The organism is Arthrobacter sp. Soil_C_49 (assembly GCF_057656635.1).
The window spans coordinates 71,083-89,342 of sequence record NZ_JBDGJZ010000005.1 but is presented as its reverse complement, the minus strand read 5'-3'; the positions used below and the strand labels follow the sequence as shown (position 1 = coordinate 89,342).

The 18,260-nt window shown below is 65.8% G+C and carries 18 protein-coding genes and 3 tRNA genes; 14 read left to right on the top strand and 7 right to left on the bottom strand.

Translation table 11 applies throughout. The features are described 5' to 3' along the window. Positions 1–67: 67 nt before the first annotated feature. Entirely contained in the window at positions 68–1,243 is a 1,176-nt protein-coding gene (locus AC3A4Z_RS10310) for an ROK family protein (protein ID WP_498711621.1), read from the top strand. Positions 1,244–1,322: 79 nt separating this feature from the next. After that, the gene (locus AC3A4Z_RS10305) at positions 1,323–1,445 is read left to right on the top strand and encodes a hypothetical protein (RefSeq protein ID WP_498711491.1); all 123 of its coding nucleotides are present in this window, start codon (positions 1,323–1,325) and stop codon (positions 1,443–1,445) included. Between the two features lie 110 nt (positions 1,446–1,555). Here AC3A4Z_RS10305 and AC3A4Z_RS10300 read toward each other — a convergent pair. After that, positions 1,556–1,628, bottom strand: a tRNA-Arg gene (locus tag AC3A4Z_RS10300). 211 nt (positions 1,629–1,839) lie between these two features. Between AC3A4Z_RS10300 and AC3A4Z_RS10295 the strand changes: the two genes are divergently transcribed. The 3 genes from AC3A4Z_RS10295 to ettA all read left to right on the top strand — a co-directional run bounded on the left by AC3A4Z_RS10295 (position 1,840) and on the right by ettA (position 4,856). After that, positions 1,840–2,397 carry a single-stranded DNA-binding protein gene (locus AC3A4Z_RS10295; protein ID WP_498711490.1) on the top strand — a complete coding sequence of 186 codons (558 nt, stop codon included), beginning with the start codon at positions 1,840–1,842 and terminating at the stop codon, positions 2,395–2,397. Between the two features lie 141 nt (positions 2,398–2,538). Then, positions 2,539–3,120 carry a DUF6993 domain-containing protein gene (locus AC3A4Z_RS10290; RefSeq protein WP_498711489.1) on the top strand — a complete coding sequence of 194 codons (582 nt, stop codon included), beginning with the start codon at positions 2,539–2,541 and terminating at the stop codon, positions 3,118–3,120. A gap of 53 nt (positions 3,121–3,173) precedes the next feature. Beyond that, positions 3,174–4,856: an energy-dependent translational throttle protein EttA gene (gene ettA / locus AC3A4Z_RS10285; protein WP_102975820.1), complete on the top strand. Its 1,683-nt coding sequence runs from the start codon at positions 3,174–3,176 to the stop codon at positions 4,854–4,856. Between the two features lie 96 nt (positions 4,857–4,952). On the opposite strand, the gene AC3A4Z_RS10280 is transcribed toward ettA, so the two are convergent. Further along, complete coding sequence (locus AC3A4Z_RS10280) at positions 4,953–5,933, bottom strand: acyl-CoA thioesterase domain-containing protein (RefSeq protein WP_493968817.1); 981 nt, start codon at positions 5,931–5,933, stop codon at positions 4,953–4,955. Positions 5,934–5,996: 63 nt separating this feature from the next. Here AC3A4Z_RS10280 and AC3A4Z_RS10275 point away from each other — a divergent pair, with 63 nt between their 5' ends. Continuing rightward, positions 5,997–6,656, top strand: coding sequence for a DUF8185 domain-containing protein (locus AC3A4Z_RS10275; protein WP_498711488.1), 660 nt, complete (start codon positions 5,997–5,999; stop codon positions 6,654–6,656). A 27-nt stretch (positions 6,657–6,683) separates the two neighbouring features. Here AC3A4Z_RS10275 and AC3A4Z_RS10270 read toward each other — a convergent pair whose 3' ends face one another. Beyond that, a complete protein-coding gene (locus tag AC3A4Z_RS10270) occupies positions 6,684–7,136 on the bottom strand; it encodes a globin (protein WP_498711487.1) in 453 nt (150 codons plus the stop codon). A 2-nt stretch (positions 7,137–7,138) separates the two neighbouring features. Then, positions 7,139–7,828: a mechanosensitive ion channel domain-containing protein gene (locus tag AC3A4Z_RS10265; RefSeq protein WP_493968820.1), complete on the bottom strand. Its 690-nt coding sequence runs from the start codon at positions 7,826–7,828 to the stop codon at positions 7,139–7,141. Between the two features lie 119 nt (positions 7,829–7,947). Between AC3A4Z_RS10265 and AC3A4Z_RS10260 the strand changes: the two genes are divergently transcribed. After that, positions 7,948–8,940, top strand: coding sequence for a Rossmann-fold NAD(P)-binding domain-containing protein (locus tag AC3A4Z_RS10260; protein WP_498711486.1), 993 nt, complete (start codon positions 7,948–7,950; stop codon positions 8,938–8,940). Positions 8,941–8,987: 47 nt separating this feature from the next. On the opposite strand, the gene AC3A4Z_RS10255 is transcribed toward AC3A4Z_RS10260, so the two are convergent. Together AC3A4Z_RS10255 and pepN are read right to left on the bottom strand one after the other, a co-directional pair. After that, positions 8,988–9,461, bottom strand: a complete 474-nt coding sequence (locus AC3A4Z_RS10255) for an OsmC family protein (RefSeq protein WP_498711485.1) — start codon at positions 9,459–9,461, stop codon at positions 8,988–8,990. Then, the gene (gene pepN / locus AC3A4Z_RS10250) at positions 9,458–12,034 is read right to left on the bottom strand and encodes an aminopeptidase N (RefSeq protein WP_498711620.1); all 2,577 of its coding nucleotides are present in this window, start codon (positions 12,032–12,034) and stop codon (positions 9,458–9,460) included. The genes AC3A4Z_RS10255 and pepN overlap by 4 nt, the downstream gene beginning before the upstream one ends. 168 nt (positions 12,035–12,202) lie before the next feature. Between pepN and AC3A4Z_RS10245 the strand changes: the two genes are divergently transcribed. The 3 genes from AC3A4Z_RS10245 (at position 12,203) to AC3A4Z_RS10235 (ending at position 14,766) form a co-directional block, all read left to right on the top strand. Beyond that, positions 12,203–13,216, top strand: a complete 1,014-nt coding sequence (locus AC3A4Z_RS10245) for a hypothetical protein (protein ID WP_498711484.1) — start codon at positions 12,203–12,205, stop codon at positions 13,214–13,216. Positions 13,217–13,294: 78 nt separating this feature from the next. Next, positions 13,295–13,789 (top strand): ribose-5-phosphate isomerase, encoded by a 495-nt coding sequence (locus tag AC3A4Z_RS10240; protein ID WP_493968828.1) that lies wholly within the window; start codon positions 13,295–13,297, stop codon positions 13,787–13,789. Further along, positions 13,789–14,766, top strand: a complete 978-nt coding sequence (locus AC3A4Z_RS10235; protein WP_498711483.1) for an Fpg/Nei family DNA glycosylase — start codon at positions 13,789–13,791, stop codon at positions 14,764–14,766. Before AC3A4Z_RS10240 ends, AC3A4Z_RS10235 begins: the two co-directional genes overlap by 1 nt. Positions 14,767–14,859: 93 nt before the next feature. Here AC3A4Z_RS10235 and AC3A4Z_RS10230 read toward each other — a convergent pair. Beyond that, positions 14,860–14,933 (bottom strand) — tRNA-Gly (locus AC3A4Z_RS10230). Positions 14,934–15,089: 156 nt separating this feature from the next. On the opposite strand from AC3A4Z_RS10230, the gene AC3A4Z_RS10225 reads away from it, so the two are divergent. The 4 genes from AC3A4Z_RS10225 to AC3A4Z_RS10210 all read left to right on the top strand — a co-directional run bounded on the left by AC3A4Z_RS10225 (position 15,090) and on the right by AC3A4Z_RS10210 (position 18,228). Beyond that, positions 15,090–15,164, top strand: a tRNA-Pro gene (locus AC3A4Z_RS10225). Between the two features lie 81 nt (positions 15,165–15,245). After that, positions 15,246–16,655 (top strand): trigger factor, encoded by a 1,410-nt coding sequence (gene tig / locus AC3A4Z_RS10220; RefSeq protein WP_498711482.1) that lies wholly within the window; start codon positions 15,246–15,248, stop codon positions 16,653–16,655. A 247-nt stretch (positions 16,656–16,902) separates the two neighbouring features. Continuing rightward, entirely contained in the window at positions 16,903–17,532 is a 630-nt protein-coding gene (locus AC3A4Z_RS10215) for an ATP-dependent Clp protease proteolytic subunit (protein WP_050054828.1), read from the top strand. Positions 17,533–17,568: 36 nt separating this feature from the next. After that, positions 17,569–18,228, top strand: a complete 660-nt coding sequence (locus AC3A4Z_RS10210) for an ATP-dependent Clp protease proteolytic subunit (protein WP_013601337.1) — start codon at positions 17,569–17,571, stop codon at positions 18,226–18,228. Positions 18,229–18,260: the final 32 nt, after the last annotated feature.

Genomic DNA, 18,260 nt, shown 5'->3' with positions numbered 1-18,260 from the left:
GGAGGAGGCGGGCGTGGCGAACACGGCACCAGCACCTGCCCTGTCCGACGCCGGGGCGCCGGGAAACATGGGCGACGTGCGCAGGAGCAACCTCGCCCTGGTCCTCGGCAGGGTGGCGCAGTCGCCCCCCGGATTCCATCTGACACGGGCGCAGATAGCCGCATCTACGGGCCTGACCAAGGCTTCCGTGTCCAGCATCGTCCTGGACCTTCTCGACGCCGGCATCCTGCGGGAAATTGGGCTCAACCCCCAGGGGGAGCGCGGCCGGCCGGGAGTGGGGCTGGAGCTGAACCCGGCCCGCGGCGTGATCGGGATGGAAATCAACGTGGATTACATTGCGGCGGGCGTGACGGATCTTTCCGGTGCCGTGCTGGTGCAGGAGGTCCGGGAGCGCGACAACCGGGACAGTGAAAGCGCGCCGGTAATGGCTGCGCTCGCTGACCTTGCCGCCGAGGTGCGGACGGCGGCAATGGAAAAGGGCGTGGAGCTCCTCGGCGGGGGACTTGCCGTTCCAGGCCTTGTTGACGCCGGCAACTCCATTGTCATCGCGGCACCCAACCTGGGCTGGCAGGACATCAAACTCCACCTGGGCCGCCTGATGCCCCGACTGCCCCTGGGGATCACCCTCTTCAACGAAGCCAATGCTGCTGCCCTTGCCGAACTGGCCCGCGGCCCCGCCGGACGGCATGACTTCCTCTACGTGTCTGGTGAGGTGGGTGTAGGTGGCGGACTGGTCATCAGATCGGAGCTTTTCACTGGCCCGGAGGGCCACGCCGGCGAAGTGGGCCATATTGTGGTCGACCCCGGGGGCAGCCCCTGCTCGTGCGGGGGAACGGGCTGCCTGGAAACCGTCGCCGGCCAGGATGCCATCTTCTCCGCCGCCGGTATCGCAGGCAAGGCCGGGACGAGGTCGGAGAGCATGTCCGCGCTGGTAGCGGCTCTCGCCGGGGAGGAGTCCGATGCGTTACGGGCCGTAGAACGTGCAGGACGGGCGCTCGCGGTGGCAGTTGCTTCGACGGCCCGGGTGGTGAACATCGGGGCGGTAGTGCTCGGGGGCCACTTCGCTGTCCTGGAACGGTGGCTGCGGCCGTCGCTGGTGGAAAGCCTGGCCAAATACGCACCGGGAAAGATCCAGCCGGAACACATCACCACTGCAGCCGTAGGGGAGGGCGCGGCGCTTCTGGGCGCCGCCGGAAGTGTGGTCCGTTCGCTGGTGGAAGCGCCCCACCAGCTGCAGTCGTAGGGCCCGCAACCCGTGGTTGCGCCATCACCTGGGGCTGCTGTGCCGCCGCTTTGTGTCCCCGGCCTCTAGACTTGGCGCCATGTCTGCTGATGACGAGAAGGATCCGCCTGTTCCCGCCGACGTTGAGGGCAAGATCCCGAGAAAGGTCCACGACGACCCAGGCGACGAAGATGAGGACGACGCTGCCACTCAACGGGATTAAGTCCGCCACCGCATCCGGACATGATTCGGGCGGTACATAGTCGGCTGGGCCGAACGCAAAACAAGGCGGTCCTGACCAGCGTATTCGCTGGTCAGGACCGCTCTTCTGTGTGCCCCAGGAGGGAATCGAACCCCCGACCGGCGGATTAGAAGGCCGCTGCTCTATCCCCTGAGCTACTGAGGCAGTTCCGGAGGCGAATTCCGGCGCCTCAAAAAGTTTACATTGCCCGCCGTCCGGGCGCCGTCATTGTTGTGCGTGGCACCCACTCATCCTCCACAGGCAGCCGCAGGCCGGGGTTTTGCACATAGGCGGCCGCCTGCCTCGCCGGCCGATTGCGGGAAGCCCATGCTGGTCTTGCCTGCTAGGGCAGAATCATTGGAGACAGGACGTAGAGATGAACGACACCATAACCATCAAGGGCTTTGTTGCCACCGACATCACCAGCGGCACAACACCGGGGGGAGTGGCCACCGCCGAATTCCGGATCGCTTCCAACTCGCGTCGGCGTGACAAGGACGGCCAGTGGGTGGATGGCCACACCAACTGGTTCACCGTCCAGGGTTACCGCCATCTGGCCGGCAACATGGGCTGCAGCATCCGGAAAGGCCAGCCCGTCATCGTGGTGGGCACACTGAGGATCCGCAGCTGGGAAAGGGATGGACGGGTCTATTACTCGCACACCATCGATGCTGACGCCGTTGGGCATGACCTCACGTTGGGGACGGCCAACTTCACCCGGTCCTCCAAGAAGCCGCTCCTCTCGCTCGTGGAACCGGAGCCACCCCTTGACGCCAGCCGCCAGGCCGGGCCGGAAGGCCCTTTCGACGAACCGGAAGACAGCGATGACGCCGGTGACGGCGGAGATTCGGCTGCCGCCTATGTCGAGGACGCCAACGGCGACCTGCTGGCCCTCGACCTGGAAACGGGGGAGCTCGCCGACTCCCCGGTTTGAGGATGCCCCTGTCAACGCCCCTCGGCTCCCCAGGCTCCTTGGCGGACAGGGTCGCAGCACCCCCCGGCTGCACCCCTGTCCGCCAAGGTCATGAAACCCGGGGCGGAAAGCTGGCCTTTGGAGGCGTGGCAGAATGGCACCATGCGGCTTACCCCTGACCACCGGCAGAAGACCCCAGCCGGTGCAGCTGCCCATCGCAAAGCTGTCTGGCCCACCGCCGCACGCTATCTGTCCATTGCAGCGGCGGCCGCAGCGATGATGGCGGGTTTATCGGGCTGTGTTGGCGGAACACCGCAGCTGCAGCCGGGCGCATCGGAGCAGGCTACCGCGGCAGCACCCACGGCATCAGCCGGTGCAGGCCCGGCAGCAACTGAAAGCCCAGCCGCGGAACCGGGAGCTTCCGGGGCATCCACCACCGCGGCAGCGGAGGCCGCAGCTACCGAAACGGTGACAAAGACCGTGACCGATGCGCTGGGGCGGCTGGCTGCGGCCTCACCGAAGCCGGCCACAGCCCAGGTGACGGACGCCCTTACCGGGGCGGGAATTGCGCCGGCGGCGTTGCAGGTATCGCAGAGCCGTACCCCCACCGGCCTCGAAGCCGATGCGATCGAAGCGGCCGTGCTTCAAGGAAAGGACTGCGTCATCGGCCAGGTCCGGGACGGCGCAGTCACGGTAACAGTCCTGCAGGTACTCGCCAGCGGCAAGTGCTTTGTAGGCTCCTGACCGTTGCTGCACCGAATGTGAGATATGCCCCCTGACCCACTAGATTTGGAACCATGGCGGAATTTATCTACACAATGACCAAGGCCCGAAAAGCCGTTGGCGAAAAACTCATTCTTGACGACGTAAGCATGTCCTTCTTTCCCGGCGCCAAGATCGGTGTTGTGGGCCCGAACGGTGCCGGTAAGTCCACCATCCTGAAGATCATGGCCGGACTGGACACCCCCTCCAACGGTGAGGCCCGGCTCAGCCCCGGCTACTCGGTGGGCATCCTGCTCCAGGAGCCACCCCTGAACGAAGAAAAAACCGTCCTGGGCAACGTCCAGGAGGGCGTGGGCGAGATCTACGGCAAGATCCAGCGCTTCAACGAAATTTCCGAGGAAATGGCCAGCCCCGATGCTGACTACGACACCCTCCTTGAGGAAATGGGCCAGCTGCAGGAAGCCATAGACGCTGCCGACGCCTGGGACCTGGACTCCCAGCTGGAACAGGCCATGGACGCGCTCCGCTGCCCGCCGGCCGACGCCGACGTCACCAACCTCTCCGGTGGTGAGCGCCGCCGCGTAGCCCTGTGCAAGCTGCTCCTGCAGAAGCCGGACCTGCTGCTCCTGGACGAGCCCACCAACCACCTGGACGCTGAAAGCGTGCTGTGGCTCGAACAGCACCTCTCCTCCTACGCCGGCGCCGTCCTGGCCGTCACCCACGACCGTTACTTCCTGGACCACGTGGCTGAATGGATCGCCGAGGTGGACCGCGGCCACCTCTACCCGTACGAGGGCAACTACTCCACCTACCTGGAGAAGAAGCGCGCCCGCCTGGAGATCCAGGGCAAGAAGGACGCCAAGCAGGCCAAGCGTCTTTCCGAGGAACTCGAGTGGGTGCGGTCCAACGCGAAGGGCCGCCAGACCAAGTCCAAAGCCCGCCTGGCACGGTACGAGGAAATGGCTGCCGAGGCTGACCGGACCCGCAAGCTGGACTTCGAAGAGATCCAGATCCCGCCGGGACCGCGCCTGGGCGGCCTGGTGCTTGAGGCCAAGAACCTGCAGAAGGGCTTCGAAGACAGGACCCTGATCGACGGCCTGTCCTTCAGCCTGCCCCGCAACGGCATCGTGGGCGTCATCGGCCCCAACGGTGTCGGCAAGACCACGCTTTTCAAGACCATCGTGGGACTGGAACCGCTTGACGGCGGTGACCTGAAGATCGGCGATTCGGTCAAGATCTCATACGCTGACCAGAGCCGTGGGGGCATCGACCCCAATAAGACGCTGTGGGAAGTTGTGTCGGACGGCCTGGACTTCATCCAGGTGGGCCACGTCGAAATGCCGTCCCGTGCCTACGTTGCCGCTTTTGGCTTCAAGGGCCCTGACCAGCAGAAGAAGGCCGGCGTGCTCTCCGGCGGTGAGCGCAACCGACTGAACCTCGCCCTCACCCTCAAGCAGGGCGGCAACCTGCTCCTCCTCGATGAGCCCACCAACGACCTCGACGTCGAAACCCTCAGCAGCCTTGAAAACGCGCTGCTGGAGTTCCCGGGCTGCGCCGTGGTGGTCTCGCACGACCGGTGGTTCCTGGACCGGGTGGCCACCCACATCCTCGCGTACGAAGGTGACGAGGAGAACCCCTCCAAGTGGTACTGGTTCGAGGGCAACTTCGAATCCTACGAGGAGAACAAGGTGGAGCGGCTCGGCCCGGATGCGGCCAAACCGCACCGCGTCACGCACCGCCGCCTCACCCGCGACTAGAAGCCGCGGTAAGGCGAAAAACAACAGGCCGGCACCCGGAAGGGTGCCGGCCTGTTGGCGTTCTGCCCCCGGTAACAGGCGCAAACAAGCCAGGAGCTACTCCTTGGCCGCCTTGCGGATCTGGTGCTCCATGACTTTGGACTGGAAGGCACCCACCACTTTGTTCTTCAGGTCGGTGGGCACGCGGACCATCCCTTCCTGGGCCACCGACGCCACGTGCTGGCCCGCCTGGTTGAAGATCTTGCCGGTGGCGAGCCCGCGGGCACCCTGCGCGCTGGGGGATTCCTGCACATACAGCAGCCATTCGTCCACCCGTGCCGGGCGGTGCCACCACATGGCGTGGTCGAGGCTGGCGACATTCATCCCCGGGGTGATCCAGCTCAGGCCGTGCCGCCGCAGGATGGACTCCAGCAGGGTGTAGTCGCTCGCGTAGGCCAGCGCCGCGCGGTGCAGGTTGGGGTTGTCCGGCATAGGGCCGAAGGTCTTCATCCACACGGCGTTGCGTGCTTCCCGCTCGCCCTTTGCCGACACATACAGCGGCGGATCAACGTGCCGGATGTCGAAGGGCCGTTCATACGCCCAGTGCCGCGCTACAGGGTGGTCAAACTTGCCCAGCAGGTCAGCTGTGGTGGGCAGCGATTCCGGATCAGGAATCCCGCCGGGCATCACGGATTCGTGCTCAATGCCTTCGTCCTCGCCCTGGAATGAAGCGATCATCGACAGGATGGGAACGCCTTCCTGGTAGGCATGCACGCGGCGGGCCGAGAAGGACCTGCCGTCCCGGAGGCGCTGGACACCGAAGGTAATGGGCTTGTTCGCATCCCCGGGGCGCAGGAAGTAGCCGTGCATCGAATGCACAAAACGGTCCGCGGCCACGGTCCTGATGGCGGCGATGAGTGACTGAGCCAGCACCTGCCCGCCGAACACCCGGTGGTGCGGCTGCTGCTGGGACGGGCCCAGGAAGATGTCCTCATCCGTGCGGGCACCCTCAAGCTCTCCAAGGTCGAGCAGGGAAATGAGCGAAAGGGTGGGGTCTTCGCTGGGGAGGGCGAGGAGTCCGGCGTCGGCTTCAGTCATGGTTTGACTCTAGACGGCACCCCGGCACTGCTCAACAAAGGTCCAGCCGGTAGTGTTCTTGGTGTGTCTGATCTACTCACCTCGTCCTTCCGTTTCGCCGACCCCCGCGACCTCGCTGATTTGAAGACCTTCGCCACGCGGGCAAAAGCAATCGACGACGGCGCCATCCGGCTTCAGGCGGCAGGTTCCGTTCTCGCCGCATACGTCTGCGTGCTGCGGCCGCGCGTGCTCGGTGAAGCGACTCCCACCATCCTGGGGCTGCGCACCATGGCACTGGCGGAACCGTCCGGCACCGACGTTACCGTTCCCCTGGCCGCAGTGCTGGACCGCCTTGCCAGGGCGGGGGAGGACGACGTCGAGCTGCCGGTTCCGCCGTCCACCGTCACCGAGTCCTGGACCGGGGTGGGCGCTCCCAGGAGTGGGTGGGAGCTGATGGGGCCCCGCAGCGACGCCGTCCTCCGCAAGGCCGCTGAGGCCGGCATCGCGGAAGTGGCGGGAATTGTGCCGGACAAACCCGGCGCGCTGATCGTCAACAACGCCCGGGCCGCCGTCTGGGGCCGGGAACTCGATGAAACAGGACTGCCGGCAGGGGCTGCTTTCGCGGCGCTGGCCCTTGGTTTCCTTGGCGACGGCGACCAGAAGCTCTACCGCACGGGGCGCTGGTTCCGGCTGAGCGGTCCGCGCGGGCATGTCCTGGCGCGGACGGGAAGCGGACTGCTCTAAGAGCAAAACTCTTTTAGCGGCCGCGGCTCACTGCCCGGCCGGGCTGTTCACCATCGACAGGGCGGCACGCTCCATGTAGTCCCACAGGGTTCCTTCATACAGCGGCGGCAGTTCGAGTGCGTCCACGGCTGCCCGCATGTGGAACAGCCAGCGGTCCTTGGCTTCGGGAGTCACCTGGAACGGCATGTGGCGCATGCGGAGCCGGGGATGGCCGCGCTCTTCCCCGTACGTGGTGGGACCGCCCCAATACTGCTCAAGAAACATCAGGAAACGGCGCTTGGCCGGCGCCAGGTCCTCTTCCGGGTACATGGGGCGCAGCAGCGGATCTGCTGCCACGCCGTCGTAGAAGACATCGATCAGCTTCACGAACGTTTCGTGGCCGCCGACGGCGTCATAGAAGTTATCGGTGTAGCCGGGCTGGCTGAACGGATCGTTCTGCATCAGCTGGCGCGGGCGCTGGGGTTCGATGGGGGTGGTCATCGCTACTCTCCGGCTTTCTGCTCAGTCTTCTTGGTTTCGGCGGCGCCGTGGTCGCTGCCCTGGTCCGTGGTCCCGTCGGGTGACTCGTGCAAGGGCACGTAGTTGCCCTGGGACCGGTTGCCGACGCGGAGGATCTCGCCGTTGCGGAGGTACCAGATGGCGCCGTCGTCGGAGCGTACCCGGGTGATGCGCAGGCCCATGGACTCCACCACACCAACAACCTCGCTGGTCTCAATCACGTCGCCGATGCCGTACTGGTCTTCAATGGTAATAAAAATTCCGGCCAGGAAGTCGCGGATCAGCTGCTGGGCGCCGAAACCGATGGCCACACCCAGGATGCCCACGCTGGTGAGCAGCGGTGCGATGTTGATGTCCAGGTTCTGCAGCACGTACATGCCGGTAATGATCACTACCAGCACGCCCACCACGCTGTTCAATAGGGATCCGATGGTTTCGGCGCGCTGTACCCGCCGTTCGTGGTCCAGGGCCCGCAGCGCGGGCGCCACCCATTTGAAGGTGGGCTTCTTGAAGAGGCTGCTGCCGGAAGCCACTTGCCGGGTGATGCGGGAAATGACGAAGGTGGCAGCCAGCCACACCGTGACGCCCACGCCGAGGCTGATCACGATGCCGGTGATGTTGATACCGTCCGGATCACTGGCGGCGGGGGGAAGAAGCGACAACGTGCTGACCATAAGGGGGAAAAACTCCTGGGGGTTCCCCGGCTGCAGCCGGGATGCGGATGCCGCGCACCGGTTAAGCCCGGCGCGGAAGGCTCTGTTCTCCTTCAACCCTAGCGCCGTACCGTGGCGGCATGCGCATTCTTGTCCTTGGCGGAACCGCCTTCCTGTCCGCAGAAATCGCCCGCCAGGCTGTGGCGGCCGGGCATGATGTCACGTGCTTGGCCCGCGGATCCGTGGCCGGGCCGCCGCGTGGAGCGGCCTGGTTGAAAGCCGACCGTTCAACGGGCGGGGAGGCGTATGCCGGAGCCACAGGCGACTGGGACGCGGTCATCGAGGTCGCCCGTGATCCGGTGCCGGCCTCGGAGGCCCTGGAGGCCCTCGCCCAGCGGGCAGCGCACTGGACATTCGTCTCCAGCTGCTCCGTCTATGCTGATGCTTCCGTTCCCGGCGCGGGGGAGGATTCCGCTCTGCTTCCCGCGCTTGGCCGGGGTACGCCTTCCACACCCGAAAACTACGGCGAGTCGAAAGTCGCGATTGAGGAGGCAACGCTTCGGGCCGCCGGCGGCAAAGCCCATCTTTGCCGGGCTGGCCTCATTGGCGGCCCGGGGGACGGTTCGGACCGTTACGGCTACTGGCCTGCGCGTTTTGCCAGGGACGGGAACCCCGTCCTTGTGCCGGCAATCGACAGCGCCCCGACGCAGGTAATCGACGTCCGGGATCTCGCGGCCTGGCTCCTGCTGGCAGCGGAGCGGGGCGTCACCGGCGCTATGAATGCGCTGGGAGATCAAGTCCCCTTCGGCCGGTACTTCGACGCCGCGCGGCAGGCAGCAGGCCACGCCGGCGACGTGGTGCCCGCTCCGGTGGACTGGCTGGCGGACCAGGGCGTGGGCTACTGGGCGGGCCCGGATTCCCTGCCGCTCTGGCTCCCGCCGGGGCATGAGGGCTTTATGGCCCGCAGTAACCAGGCGGCGGTTGACGCCGGCCTGCGGCTCCGGCCCTGGCAGGAGACACTGGCCGACACGTTGGCCGACGAACGTGAACGCGGACTGGACAGGCCCCGGAAGGCCGGGCTGTCACCGGAAACAGAGGGGCGCCTGCTCGGCGCCCTGCGGGAGACTGCCTAAGCGAGGAGGCCGCTCAGGCAGGAGACCGCCAAAGCCAGGGGGTCGGCTCAGCCAACCAACGTCTCCGGCGCGTGTTCCACGGGGAAGTTCACGCTGCGGGCGATGAAGCAGACCTGGTTCGCTTCGTGGTGCAGCCGGGCGGCGAGGTCCGCCTGGCTCCCGTCCGCAACCGTCACCTTCGGGCGCAGCGTGACACTTTCGAACTGCCCGCTGCCGTCCCGGTTCAGGCGCAGCAGCCCGGAGGCGTCGTCGCGGTAGTCGGTCACCACCACGCCGTGCTTCACGGCCACGTGCAGGTAGGAGAGCATGTGGCACTGGGCCAGGGCGGCCAGGAGCAGCTGTTCAGGGTTGTAGCGCTCCCGATCCCCGTGGAAGGTGGGATCAGCCGAGCCCTTGATGACCGGCAGGCCGGGGATGAGCACGTCGTGGTCCCGGGAGTAGCCGCGGTAGGACGACGTGCCCTCGCCCAGATTCCCGGTCCACTGGACCGTCAGGGCGTAGCGGTGCTCACTGAGGCTCATACTGCAGGAACTGCTTCGCCGGGAAGGACGTCAGCCGCACGGGCGCGCAAGGCCCGGGCAACGCCGTCGCGGTTTTCCAGCATGAGCCGCCGCAGCGCGGCGCTTTCGGGCGGAAGCGACGCCAGGAAGCCGTCCGTCCGGTCCACGATGGCCTGGGTGGTCAGCAGGGAGGGGTAGAGCCCGACGACGATCTGCTGGGCCAGTGCGTGCGTCCGGGTCTCCATGATCCCCGGTACCGCCCGGAAATACTTCTCGGCGTACGGTTCCAGCAGGGACCGGTCCAGGACCCGCATGAAGCCGTTGACCGCCGAGCCCTGAAGGGCGTTGGACAGCTCGCCCTTCTCCACGATCGATTCCCAGGCCGCAGCTTTGGCCTCCGGCGTGGGGACGGCGGCCTTCGCCTGGGCCGCTGCATTTTGCCCGCTCGAGGTGTTGTCCCGTTCGAGCTCGGCGTCGATGCCGTCCTGGCCCAGCCGGCCGCCGGCCACGAGTGACGTGACCAGCTCCCACCGCAGGTCCTGGTCAACGGTCAGGCCGTCCAGGACGAGCGAGCCGTCGAGGAGGCCCGCAACCTGGTCCAGCTGGGGACCGCTGGAGGCCAGCAGCGCAAAGGACTTCACGAACTGCAGCTGGGCGTCGGAGCCGCCCGGCACTTCGGCGGCCAGCTCCCACAGCTTGTCCGCGGCAGCCACTGCAGTCGCCTGCCGGTGCTCCTCGGCCACATAGAAATTCAGGGTGGTGGCCAGCTGGCGCAGCTGGACCAGGATCACCGAGGAATCCGACTCGGCAGCCACGTTGGCCAGGATCAGCTCCACGTACCGCCGGGCCGGGGTCTCGCCGTCGCGGGCGGCGTCCCACGCAGAGTTCCACACGAGGGTACGCGGCAGGCTGTGGCTGAAGTCCTTCAGGTGCGCGGTGGCGGTGGCCAGCGACTTTTCGTCCAGCCGCACCTTGGCGTAGGCGAGGTCGTCGTCATTGACGAGGATGAGGTCCGGCTGGGCCAGGCCCGCCAGCGCGGGCACTTCGGTTCGTTCGCCGTCGACATCAAGCTCCTCGCGGTGCACCCGCTCCAGCTTGCCGCCAGTGAGGTTGTAGAACCCCACGGCCAGCCGGTGCGGACGGATGGTGGGCCACTCTTCAACGGCGGACTGCACAATGGCGAAGGAGGTGAGCTTGCCCTCGCCGTCCACCTCCAGCTCCGGTTTGAGGGTGTTGACCCCGGCTGTCTCAAGCCATTGCCGTCCCCACACATCGAGGTCGCGTCCGCTGGCCTTCTCCAGCTCCACCAGGAGGTCGCCCAGCTCAGTGTTCTGCCAGGAGTGCTTGGCAAAGTACTCCCGCACGCCGGCCATAAACTGCTCCGGCCCAACCCACGCCACCAGCTGGCGGAGCACGGAAGCGCCCTTCGCGTACGTGATGCCGTCGAAGTTCACCTCGACGTCCTGGAGATCGTTGATCTCGGCGAAAATGGGATGCGTGGTGGGCAGCTGGTCCTGGCGGTAGGCCCACGACTTTTCCACGGAGGCGAAGGTGGTCCAGGCGCTGGTGAACGAGGTGGCCTCGACGGCGGCAAGGTGGGACATGTACTCCGCGAAGGACTCGTTGAGCCACAGATCGTTCCACCAGCGCATAGTTACGAGGTCGCCGAACCACATGTGCGCGAGCTCGTGCAGCACGGTGATGGCACGGCGTTCAATCTGGGCACCGGTCACCTTGCTGCGGAAGACGTAGCCCTCGAGGATGGTGACGGCGCCGGCATTTTCCATCGCGCCGGCGTTGAACTCCGGGACGAACAGCTGGTCATACTTCTCGAACGGGTAAGGGCAGCCGAACTGCGCTTCAAAGAATCCGAAGCCCTGACGGGTCAGCTCAAAAATGTTCTCTGCATCCAGGTACTGCATCAGCGACTTCCGCGCAAAAACCCCCAACGGGATCACCCGCCCGTCGGAGCTGGTGACCTCGCTGCGCACGGACTGGTACGGACCGGCGATCAGGGCCGTGACATAGGAGGACAGCCGCGGGGTGGGGGAGAACGACCAGACGGACCGGGCACCGCCGTCCTCCCCGGGCGTGGTCTCCACCGGTGCGGGGGTGGGGGAGTTGGAGATGACGTCCCAGTGCGAAGGGGCCGTCACGGTGAAGGCGAAGGTGGCCTTCAGGTCCGGCTGCTCGAACACGGCGAACATCCGCCGCGAATCGGGAACTTCGAACTGCGTGTACAGGTAGACCTCGTTGTCCACCGGGTCCACGAAGCGGTGCAGTCCCTCGCCGGTGTTCATGTACGGGGCATCCGCAACCACCGTGAGTTCATTGTGCTCCGCCAGCTCCGGAAGCTGGATCCGCACGCCGTCGGAGACCGCGGAAGGGTCAAGGCCGCGGCCGTTGAGCGTGACGCTGTGGACGGCAGAGGTGACCGCGTCAATGAAAGTGGAGGACCCGGACCTGGCACTGAACTTCACCGTGGTGGTGCTGCCGAAGACCTTCCCGCCCCGGGTCAGGTCCAGGCTGACATCGTAGGACTCGACGGTGATCAGTTCGGCACGCCCGCTGGCTTCAGCGCGCGTCAGGTTCAAACCAGGCAAAGTGGGGCCTTTCGAAAGATTGGCGGCTGCCCGCTGGCGGTGCCCAGCGGGACATTCGTTCATTCTTGCATTCCTTCGCGGCTACAAGTAGCGCGGCTCACAGTGGGTACGTCAGGGAAGTGGGAAGTCAGCGGCGGGCGTCGGGAGTAGCGTTTAAACATGGGCAAGTTCATGGAGTCGGTGGACACCAGGGCCCTGCGTTTCGTCGCGGGGTTCCCGGTGATGGTCGCGGTCGCCTTCGTGGTGACCGCCTTCCTGATTCGGCCGGACCTTCCTGAGCCGCTCGCCATCCGGTGGACGGCCGACGGCGGTGCCTCCTTCGCGCCCTTCGCCGCCTACGTCACGGGCGGGGCGTTGATGATTGTGGCTGCCGGCTGGCTGGTGCTGTCCCAGGCCCTTCCGGTCAGGCGGCCGGTCATGATGCGGCGGATCATGATGGGGGCCGGACTGTTCCTGACGCTCTTTCTCACCAGCGCCCTTGCTGCCGGGCTGATCGGCCAGACCGGGCTGGCAGACGCCCGGGAATCCAGGGTGGACATGACCGTGCTCGCGCTGGGCAGCGGGGCCGCCGTGTCGTTGGGTGTGACCATCGCCATGGTCTACAAAGCGGACCAGCAATGGTCGCCCGATGACGACCGGGCCCTGCAGCTGGCCATTGCCAGGGAACTGGATCCGGACCTGTCACGGGACAGCATCCGTCTCTGGGTCCATGCCCGCAGCTCCGTCTTTGTGATGATCGGTATCGCTTCGTTGTTCCCTGCCGCGCTGATCGCCATTGCCGTGCCGTGGCTTGGAGCCCTGCTTGTGGTCCTGGCAGTTATTGGCGCTGCGTTCCTGTTTGCCCGGATTAAAGCGGACCGGCGAGGCCTCCGGGTGCTGCTGGCCGGCGTGGTGCCGGTGATGGACGTGCCCGCGGGGGCGATTTCCGCAGCCAGCGCGGCCGACATCCGCGCTGCCGACTTCGGCGGGTGGGGCTACCGGCACCACAGCGGAACCGCGGCCATGCTCGTCAGCAGCGGCCCCGCCGTCGTCGTTAAGAAGACCAACGGGCAGCGGCTCGCGGTAAGCGGCGGGAGCCAGGACTCGGCCGCACGGCTGGCCGAGGTCCTGACCAGGGTCGCGGCGAGGGCGCGGGGCGGCGGAGAATCCGCGGCAGGCCAGCCTGAGTCCTAGTATCCTTGTCCGTGTTGTCCTGACCCCGGCCTGCACCGTCCGTGCCGGCCGCCAGCGCCCACCGAACGGATTCTGCTCGTGACTTCTTCCCCTGCCTTCCCGCGGGTCCACATCGCCACCGACCACGCAGGCATGGAACTCAGCGCCCACCTCGTCACCCACCTGACTGCCAAGGGGTATGAGGTGGTGGACCACGGTCCCAAGGTCTACGACGCCCAGGATGACTACCCGTCGTTCTGCATCAATGCCGCACTGGCCGTGGTCGCGGACCAGCAGGCCGGCATCCATGCCCTGGGCATCGTGCTGGGCGGATCCGGAAACGGCGAGCAGATTGCTGCCAACAAAGTGAAGGGTGTGCGCGCGGCCCTGGCCTGGAACCACTCGACGGCCACCCTGGCCCGCGAGCACAATGACGCCAACGTTGTGGCCGTGGGCGGCCGCCAGCACACCGTGGAGGAAGCAACGGAGCTGATCGAGGCATTCCTGGCCGAGCCGTTCAGCAACGATGAGCGGCACGTGCGCCGCATCGGCAAGATCGCCGCCTACGAAACAACCGGTGAGGTCATCGAGTAGTGCCGGAAGGGCATACACTCCGGCGCCTGGCGCGGCAGTTCTCGGACGTCTTCGGCGGCCAGCGGCTGGCAGTCTCCAGTCCGCAGGGCCGGTTCGCCGGGGGAGCGGCGCTCCTTGACGGGCATGTCCTTGTTGCCGCGGATTCCCACGGGAAGCACCTGTTCCTGCACTTTGACCACTCCTTGGTGCTGCACGTCCACCTGGGCCTCTACGGAGCGTGGAGCTTCGGCGGGGACAGCACCTTTGCCGGGTCATCAAGCATCGGAGCGCCGCGCCGGGTGGGGGAGCAGGAGAGCTTCGACGACGGCGACGGCGGCCGCCCCTACGCGGGTCCCCCCGAGCCTGTTGGAGCAGTGCGTGTCCGGCTGGTGGGCACCAACGGCTGGGCGGACCTGCGCGGGGCCACCACCTGCGAAACCATCACCGCCGCGGAGGCAGAAGCCGTGCTCCGCCGCCTGGGTCCGGACCCGCTGCGGAACCGGCGGGGAGACGCCGGCCGGTTTGCCGCCAACCTGCAAAGCCGCACAACACCGCTGGCCGCGCTGCTGATGGACCAGAAAGTCATTGCCGGCGTGGGAAATGTGTACCGCGCCGAAGTCCTCTTCCGGCGGCGGCTGGACCCCTGGCTGCCGGGCGCCGACGTTCCGGACACCGAGGCACGCAAGCTGTGGCGCGACGTCGTCTCCGTGATGAACGACGGCGTGGCCGACGGCCGGATCATCACCACCACGCCGCGGTACTGGACGGGCAACGGAACAGGTGCCAACGGGAAAGCCAATGCGCGCACCCCGGTGGCGAAGCCGGCTGCGGCAAGTCCCGCCGTCGTCAGGACCGAAACGTACCCGTCCCGTGAGGACGCCCATTTTGTCTACAAACGTCACGGGCTGCCCTGCCGTGTCTGCCGGACCACGGTACTGATGGCAGAACTGGTGGGCCGGAAGCTCTACTGGTGCCCGTACTGCCAGCAGTCGTCCTAGGCACGGCCACGCCCGTTTCAGGGGAGTGCCGGAACGCCCCACTGTGTCTGCGGCTTAACGCGAAAGGCCCCTCGGGAGAGGGGCCTTTCATCCTGGAGGGGACGACGGGAATCGAACCCGCGTAATCAGTTTGGAAGACTGAGGCTTTACCATTAAGCTACGTCCCCGAAGGAAGATCCATCTCCAAGCCTAGTACTGCAGGCATTGGAAGGTGGGAACTTCGGGCTGGCTGTTCAAGCCGGATATAACTAAACCTAATCCATGGGCTACGTGTCAAATGTGCAAAGACGGCGCGTATCACCGTAGACTTGCCTGTGCACTTACGGGGTGTAGCTCAGCTTGGCTAGAGCGCCTGCTTTGGGAGCAGGAAGTCGCAGGTTCAAATCCTGTCACCCCGACTCTGCGGCCCGGACCTCTCGGCCTGGACAAAACATTGCGTTTGCAGAAACCCATCCCACAATCCCAGGAGTACTTAGACCGTGAAGAGCGCTGTCGAGAACCTCACCCCCACGCGGGTCAAGCTCAATGTTGAGGTCCCCTTTGAGGAATTGAAGCCCAGCATCGACTCGGCCTACAAGACCGTTGCTTCGCAGATCCAGGTCCCTGGCTTCCGTAAGGGCAAGGTCCCCGCAAAGCTCATCGACCAGCGCGTCGGCCGCGGCTACGTCCTGGAGACGGCCATCAACGAAGGCCTTAACGGCTGGTACCAGGCTGCCGTTCAGGAATCCGGCATCCGCCCCCTGAGCCGTCCCGAGGTGGAGATCACTGAGGTTCCGGACCCCTCCGCCACTGACGGTGGCCTGAAGTTCGCCGCCGAGGTTGACGTCCGCCCCGAGATCGAGCTTCCGGACTACGCCGGCATCCAGGTCGAGGTTGCCGCTGCGCAGTCCTCCGACGAGGACGTGGACAAGGCCCTGGACGAACTGCGCGGCCGCTTCGGCACGCTGAAGCCGGTTGACCGTCCCGCTGCTGACGGTGACTTCCTCACCATCGACATCACCGCCAGCATCGACGGCGAAGACGTTGACTCCGCTGCCGGCCTGTCCTACCAGGTTGGTGCCGGCACCATGCTCGAAGGCCTCGACGAAGCCGTCACCGGCCTGAGCGCCGACGAAGACGCCATCTTCAACACCACGCTGGTTGGTGGCGACCACGCCGGTGAAGCAGCCCAGGTCAAGGTGGTCGTGAAGGCCGTCAAGGAGCGCGAACTCCCCGAGGCGGACGACGACTTCGCCCAGCTCGCTTCCGAATTCGACACCCTTGCCGAGCTCCGCGAGGACCTCGCCAAGCAGGCCGCCGATTCCAAGGTTGTTGAGCAGGGCGTCGAGGCCCGCGACAAGGTCCTGGACAAGCTCGTTGAGCTGGTGGAGGTTCCGGTTCCGGACTCCGTCGTCGAAGAGCAGCTCGAAGCCCACTTCAAGGAGGGCAACGGCCACGGTGAAGGCGAGCACGACACCGAGGAACACCGTGAAGAGGTCCGCGCCAACACCGCCCGCGCCTTCCAGAACGAAATCATCCTTGACGCCATCGCGGAGAAGGAAGAAGTCAACGTCAGCCAGAACGAGCTGATCGACTACATCGTCAGCACGGCCAGCCAGTACGGCATGGACCCCAACCAGTTCGCCCAGATCATCGATCAGAGCGGCCAGGTCCCCATGATGGTCTCAGAGGTACGCCGCCGCAAGGCCCTGGCTGTTGTCCTTGGCCAGGCCACGGTAACCGACACTGAAGGCAACACCGTTGACCTCAGCGACTTCGTCCGCCCCGGCGGCGAAGAGGAAGCTCCCGCCGCAGAGGCAGAGGAAGCTCCCGCAGTGGAGGCCGGGGAAGCAGCAGCTGAAGCACCCGAGGCTGCCGGCGAGGAAGACAAGGCAGAGGCCAAAGCCTAGCCGCGCTGTAAATCATGATTGAACGGCCCCCGGATCCCAGGATCCGGGGGCCGTTTGCTTTGCGCCGGCGTAGCCCCACAGCATCTCCCTCCGGGGGCCTGCCGATCGTGCGCCGTCAGCGAACAGCCCACGGCACGCGAACAAAACGTCGGTGAAACCGGTTAGTGTCCAAGTAGAGATTTTCAGTGATGTCACCGTCACCAGTGAGAGGTAAGTACACATGTCACAGCACTCAGAGGCCCCCCGGATGGCAACTGTCGATCCTGCAGCCCAGGACAACTACATCTACAACCGCCTCCTCAAGGAGCGGATCATCTGGCTGGGCTCAGAGGTGCGTGACGAGAACGCCAACGCCATCTGCTCGCAGCTGCTGCTCCTGTCCGCCGAGAACCCGGAAAAGGACATCTACCTTTACATCAACTCCCCGGGCGGCTCAGTCACCGCAGGCATGGCCATCTACGACACCATGCAGTTCATCCCGAACGACGTCGTCACCGTCGCCACCGGCCTCGCCGCCTCGATGGGGCAGTTCCTGCTCTCCTCGGGCACCAAGGGCAAGCGCTACGCCACCCCCAACGCACGCGTCCTGATGCACCAGCCCTCCGGCGGCATCGGCGGCACCGCCTCGGACATCAAGATCCAGGCGGAGCTCATCCTGCACATGAAGAAGGTTATGGCGGAGCTGACGGCTGAACAGACCGGCCAGACCGTGGACACCATCCTCAAGGACAACGACCGTGACAAGTGGTTCACGGCCACCGAAGCCCTTGAATACGGCTTCTTCGACAAGATCGCCGCCCACGCCGGCTCGGTTGCCGGCGGCGGCGGAACTTCGAACAGCAACGGCGCCACGGGCGAGACCCCCTCCGCGAACTAGACCGGCACAAGAACACTCAGATCAGGAGCAATAAAAATGAACTACAACTTCGGGTGGTCCGCCGGTAATCTTCCGTCCAGCCGCTACGTCCTGCCCCAGTTCGAGGAGCGCACGCCCTACGGCTTCAAGCGCCAGGACCCGTACACCAAGCTCTTCGAGGACCGCATCATCTTCCTCGGCGTCCAGGTGGACGACGCCTCCGCTGACGACATCATGGCGCAGCTGCTGGTGCTGGAATCGACGGACCCGGACCGTGACATCACCCTCTACATCAACTCACCGGGCGGTTCCTTCACTGCCATGACGGCGATCTACGACACCATGCAGTACATCCGCCCGGAGATCCAGACGGTCTGCCTCGGTCAGGCGGCCAGTGCCGCGGCTGTCCTGCTGGCTGCCGGTACGCCCGGCAAACGCCTGGCGCTGCCGAACGCACGTGTCCTGATCCACCAGCCGGCGCTCTCCGGCGGCCAGGGCGGCCAGGCCTCCGACCTTGAGATCCAGGCCGCCGAGGTCATGCGTATGCGGTCCTGGCTTGAGGACACCCTGGCTCACCACTCGGGACGGACGTCCGAGCAGGTCAACAATGACATCGAGCGTGACAAGATCCTGACCGCGGAAGAAGCCCAGGTGTACGGCCTGATCGACCAGGTCCTGGATTCCCGCAAGATCAAACCGCAGGCAATTACCAGGTAGCGGTAAAGTAAAGCGCCGGTGGCGCCAATCAT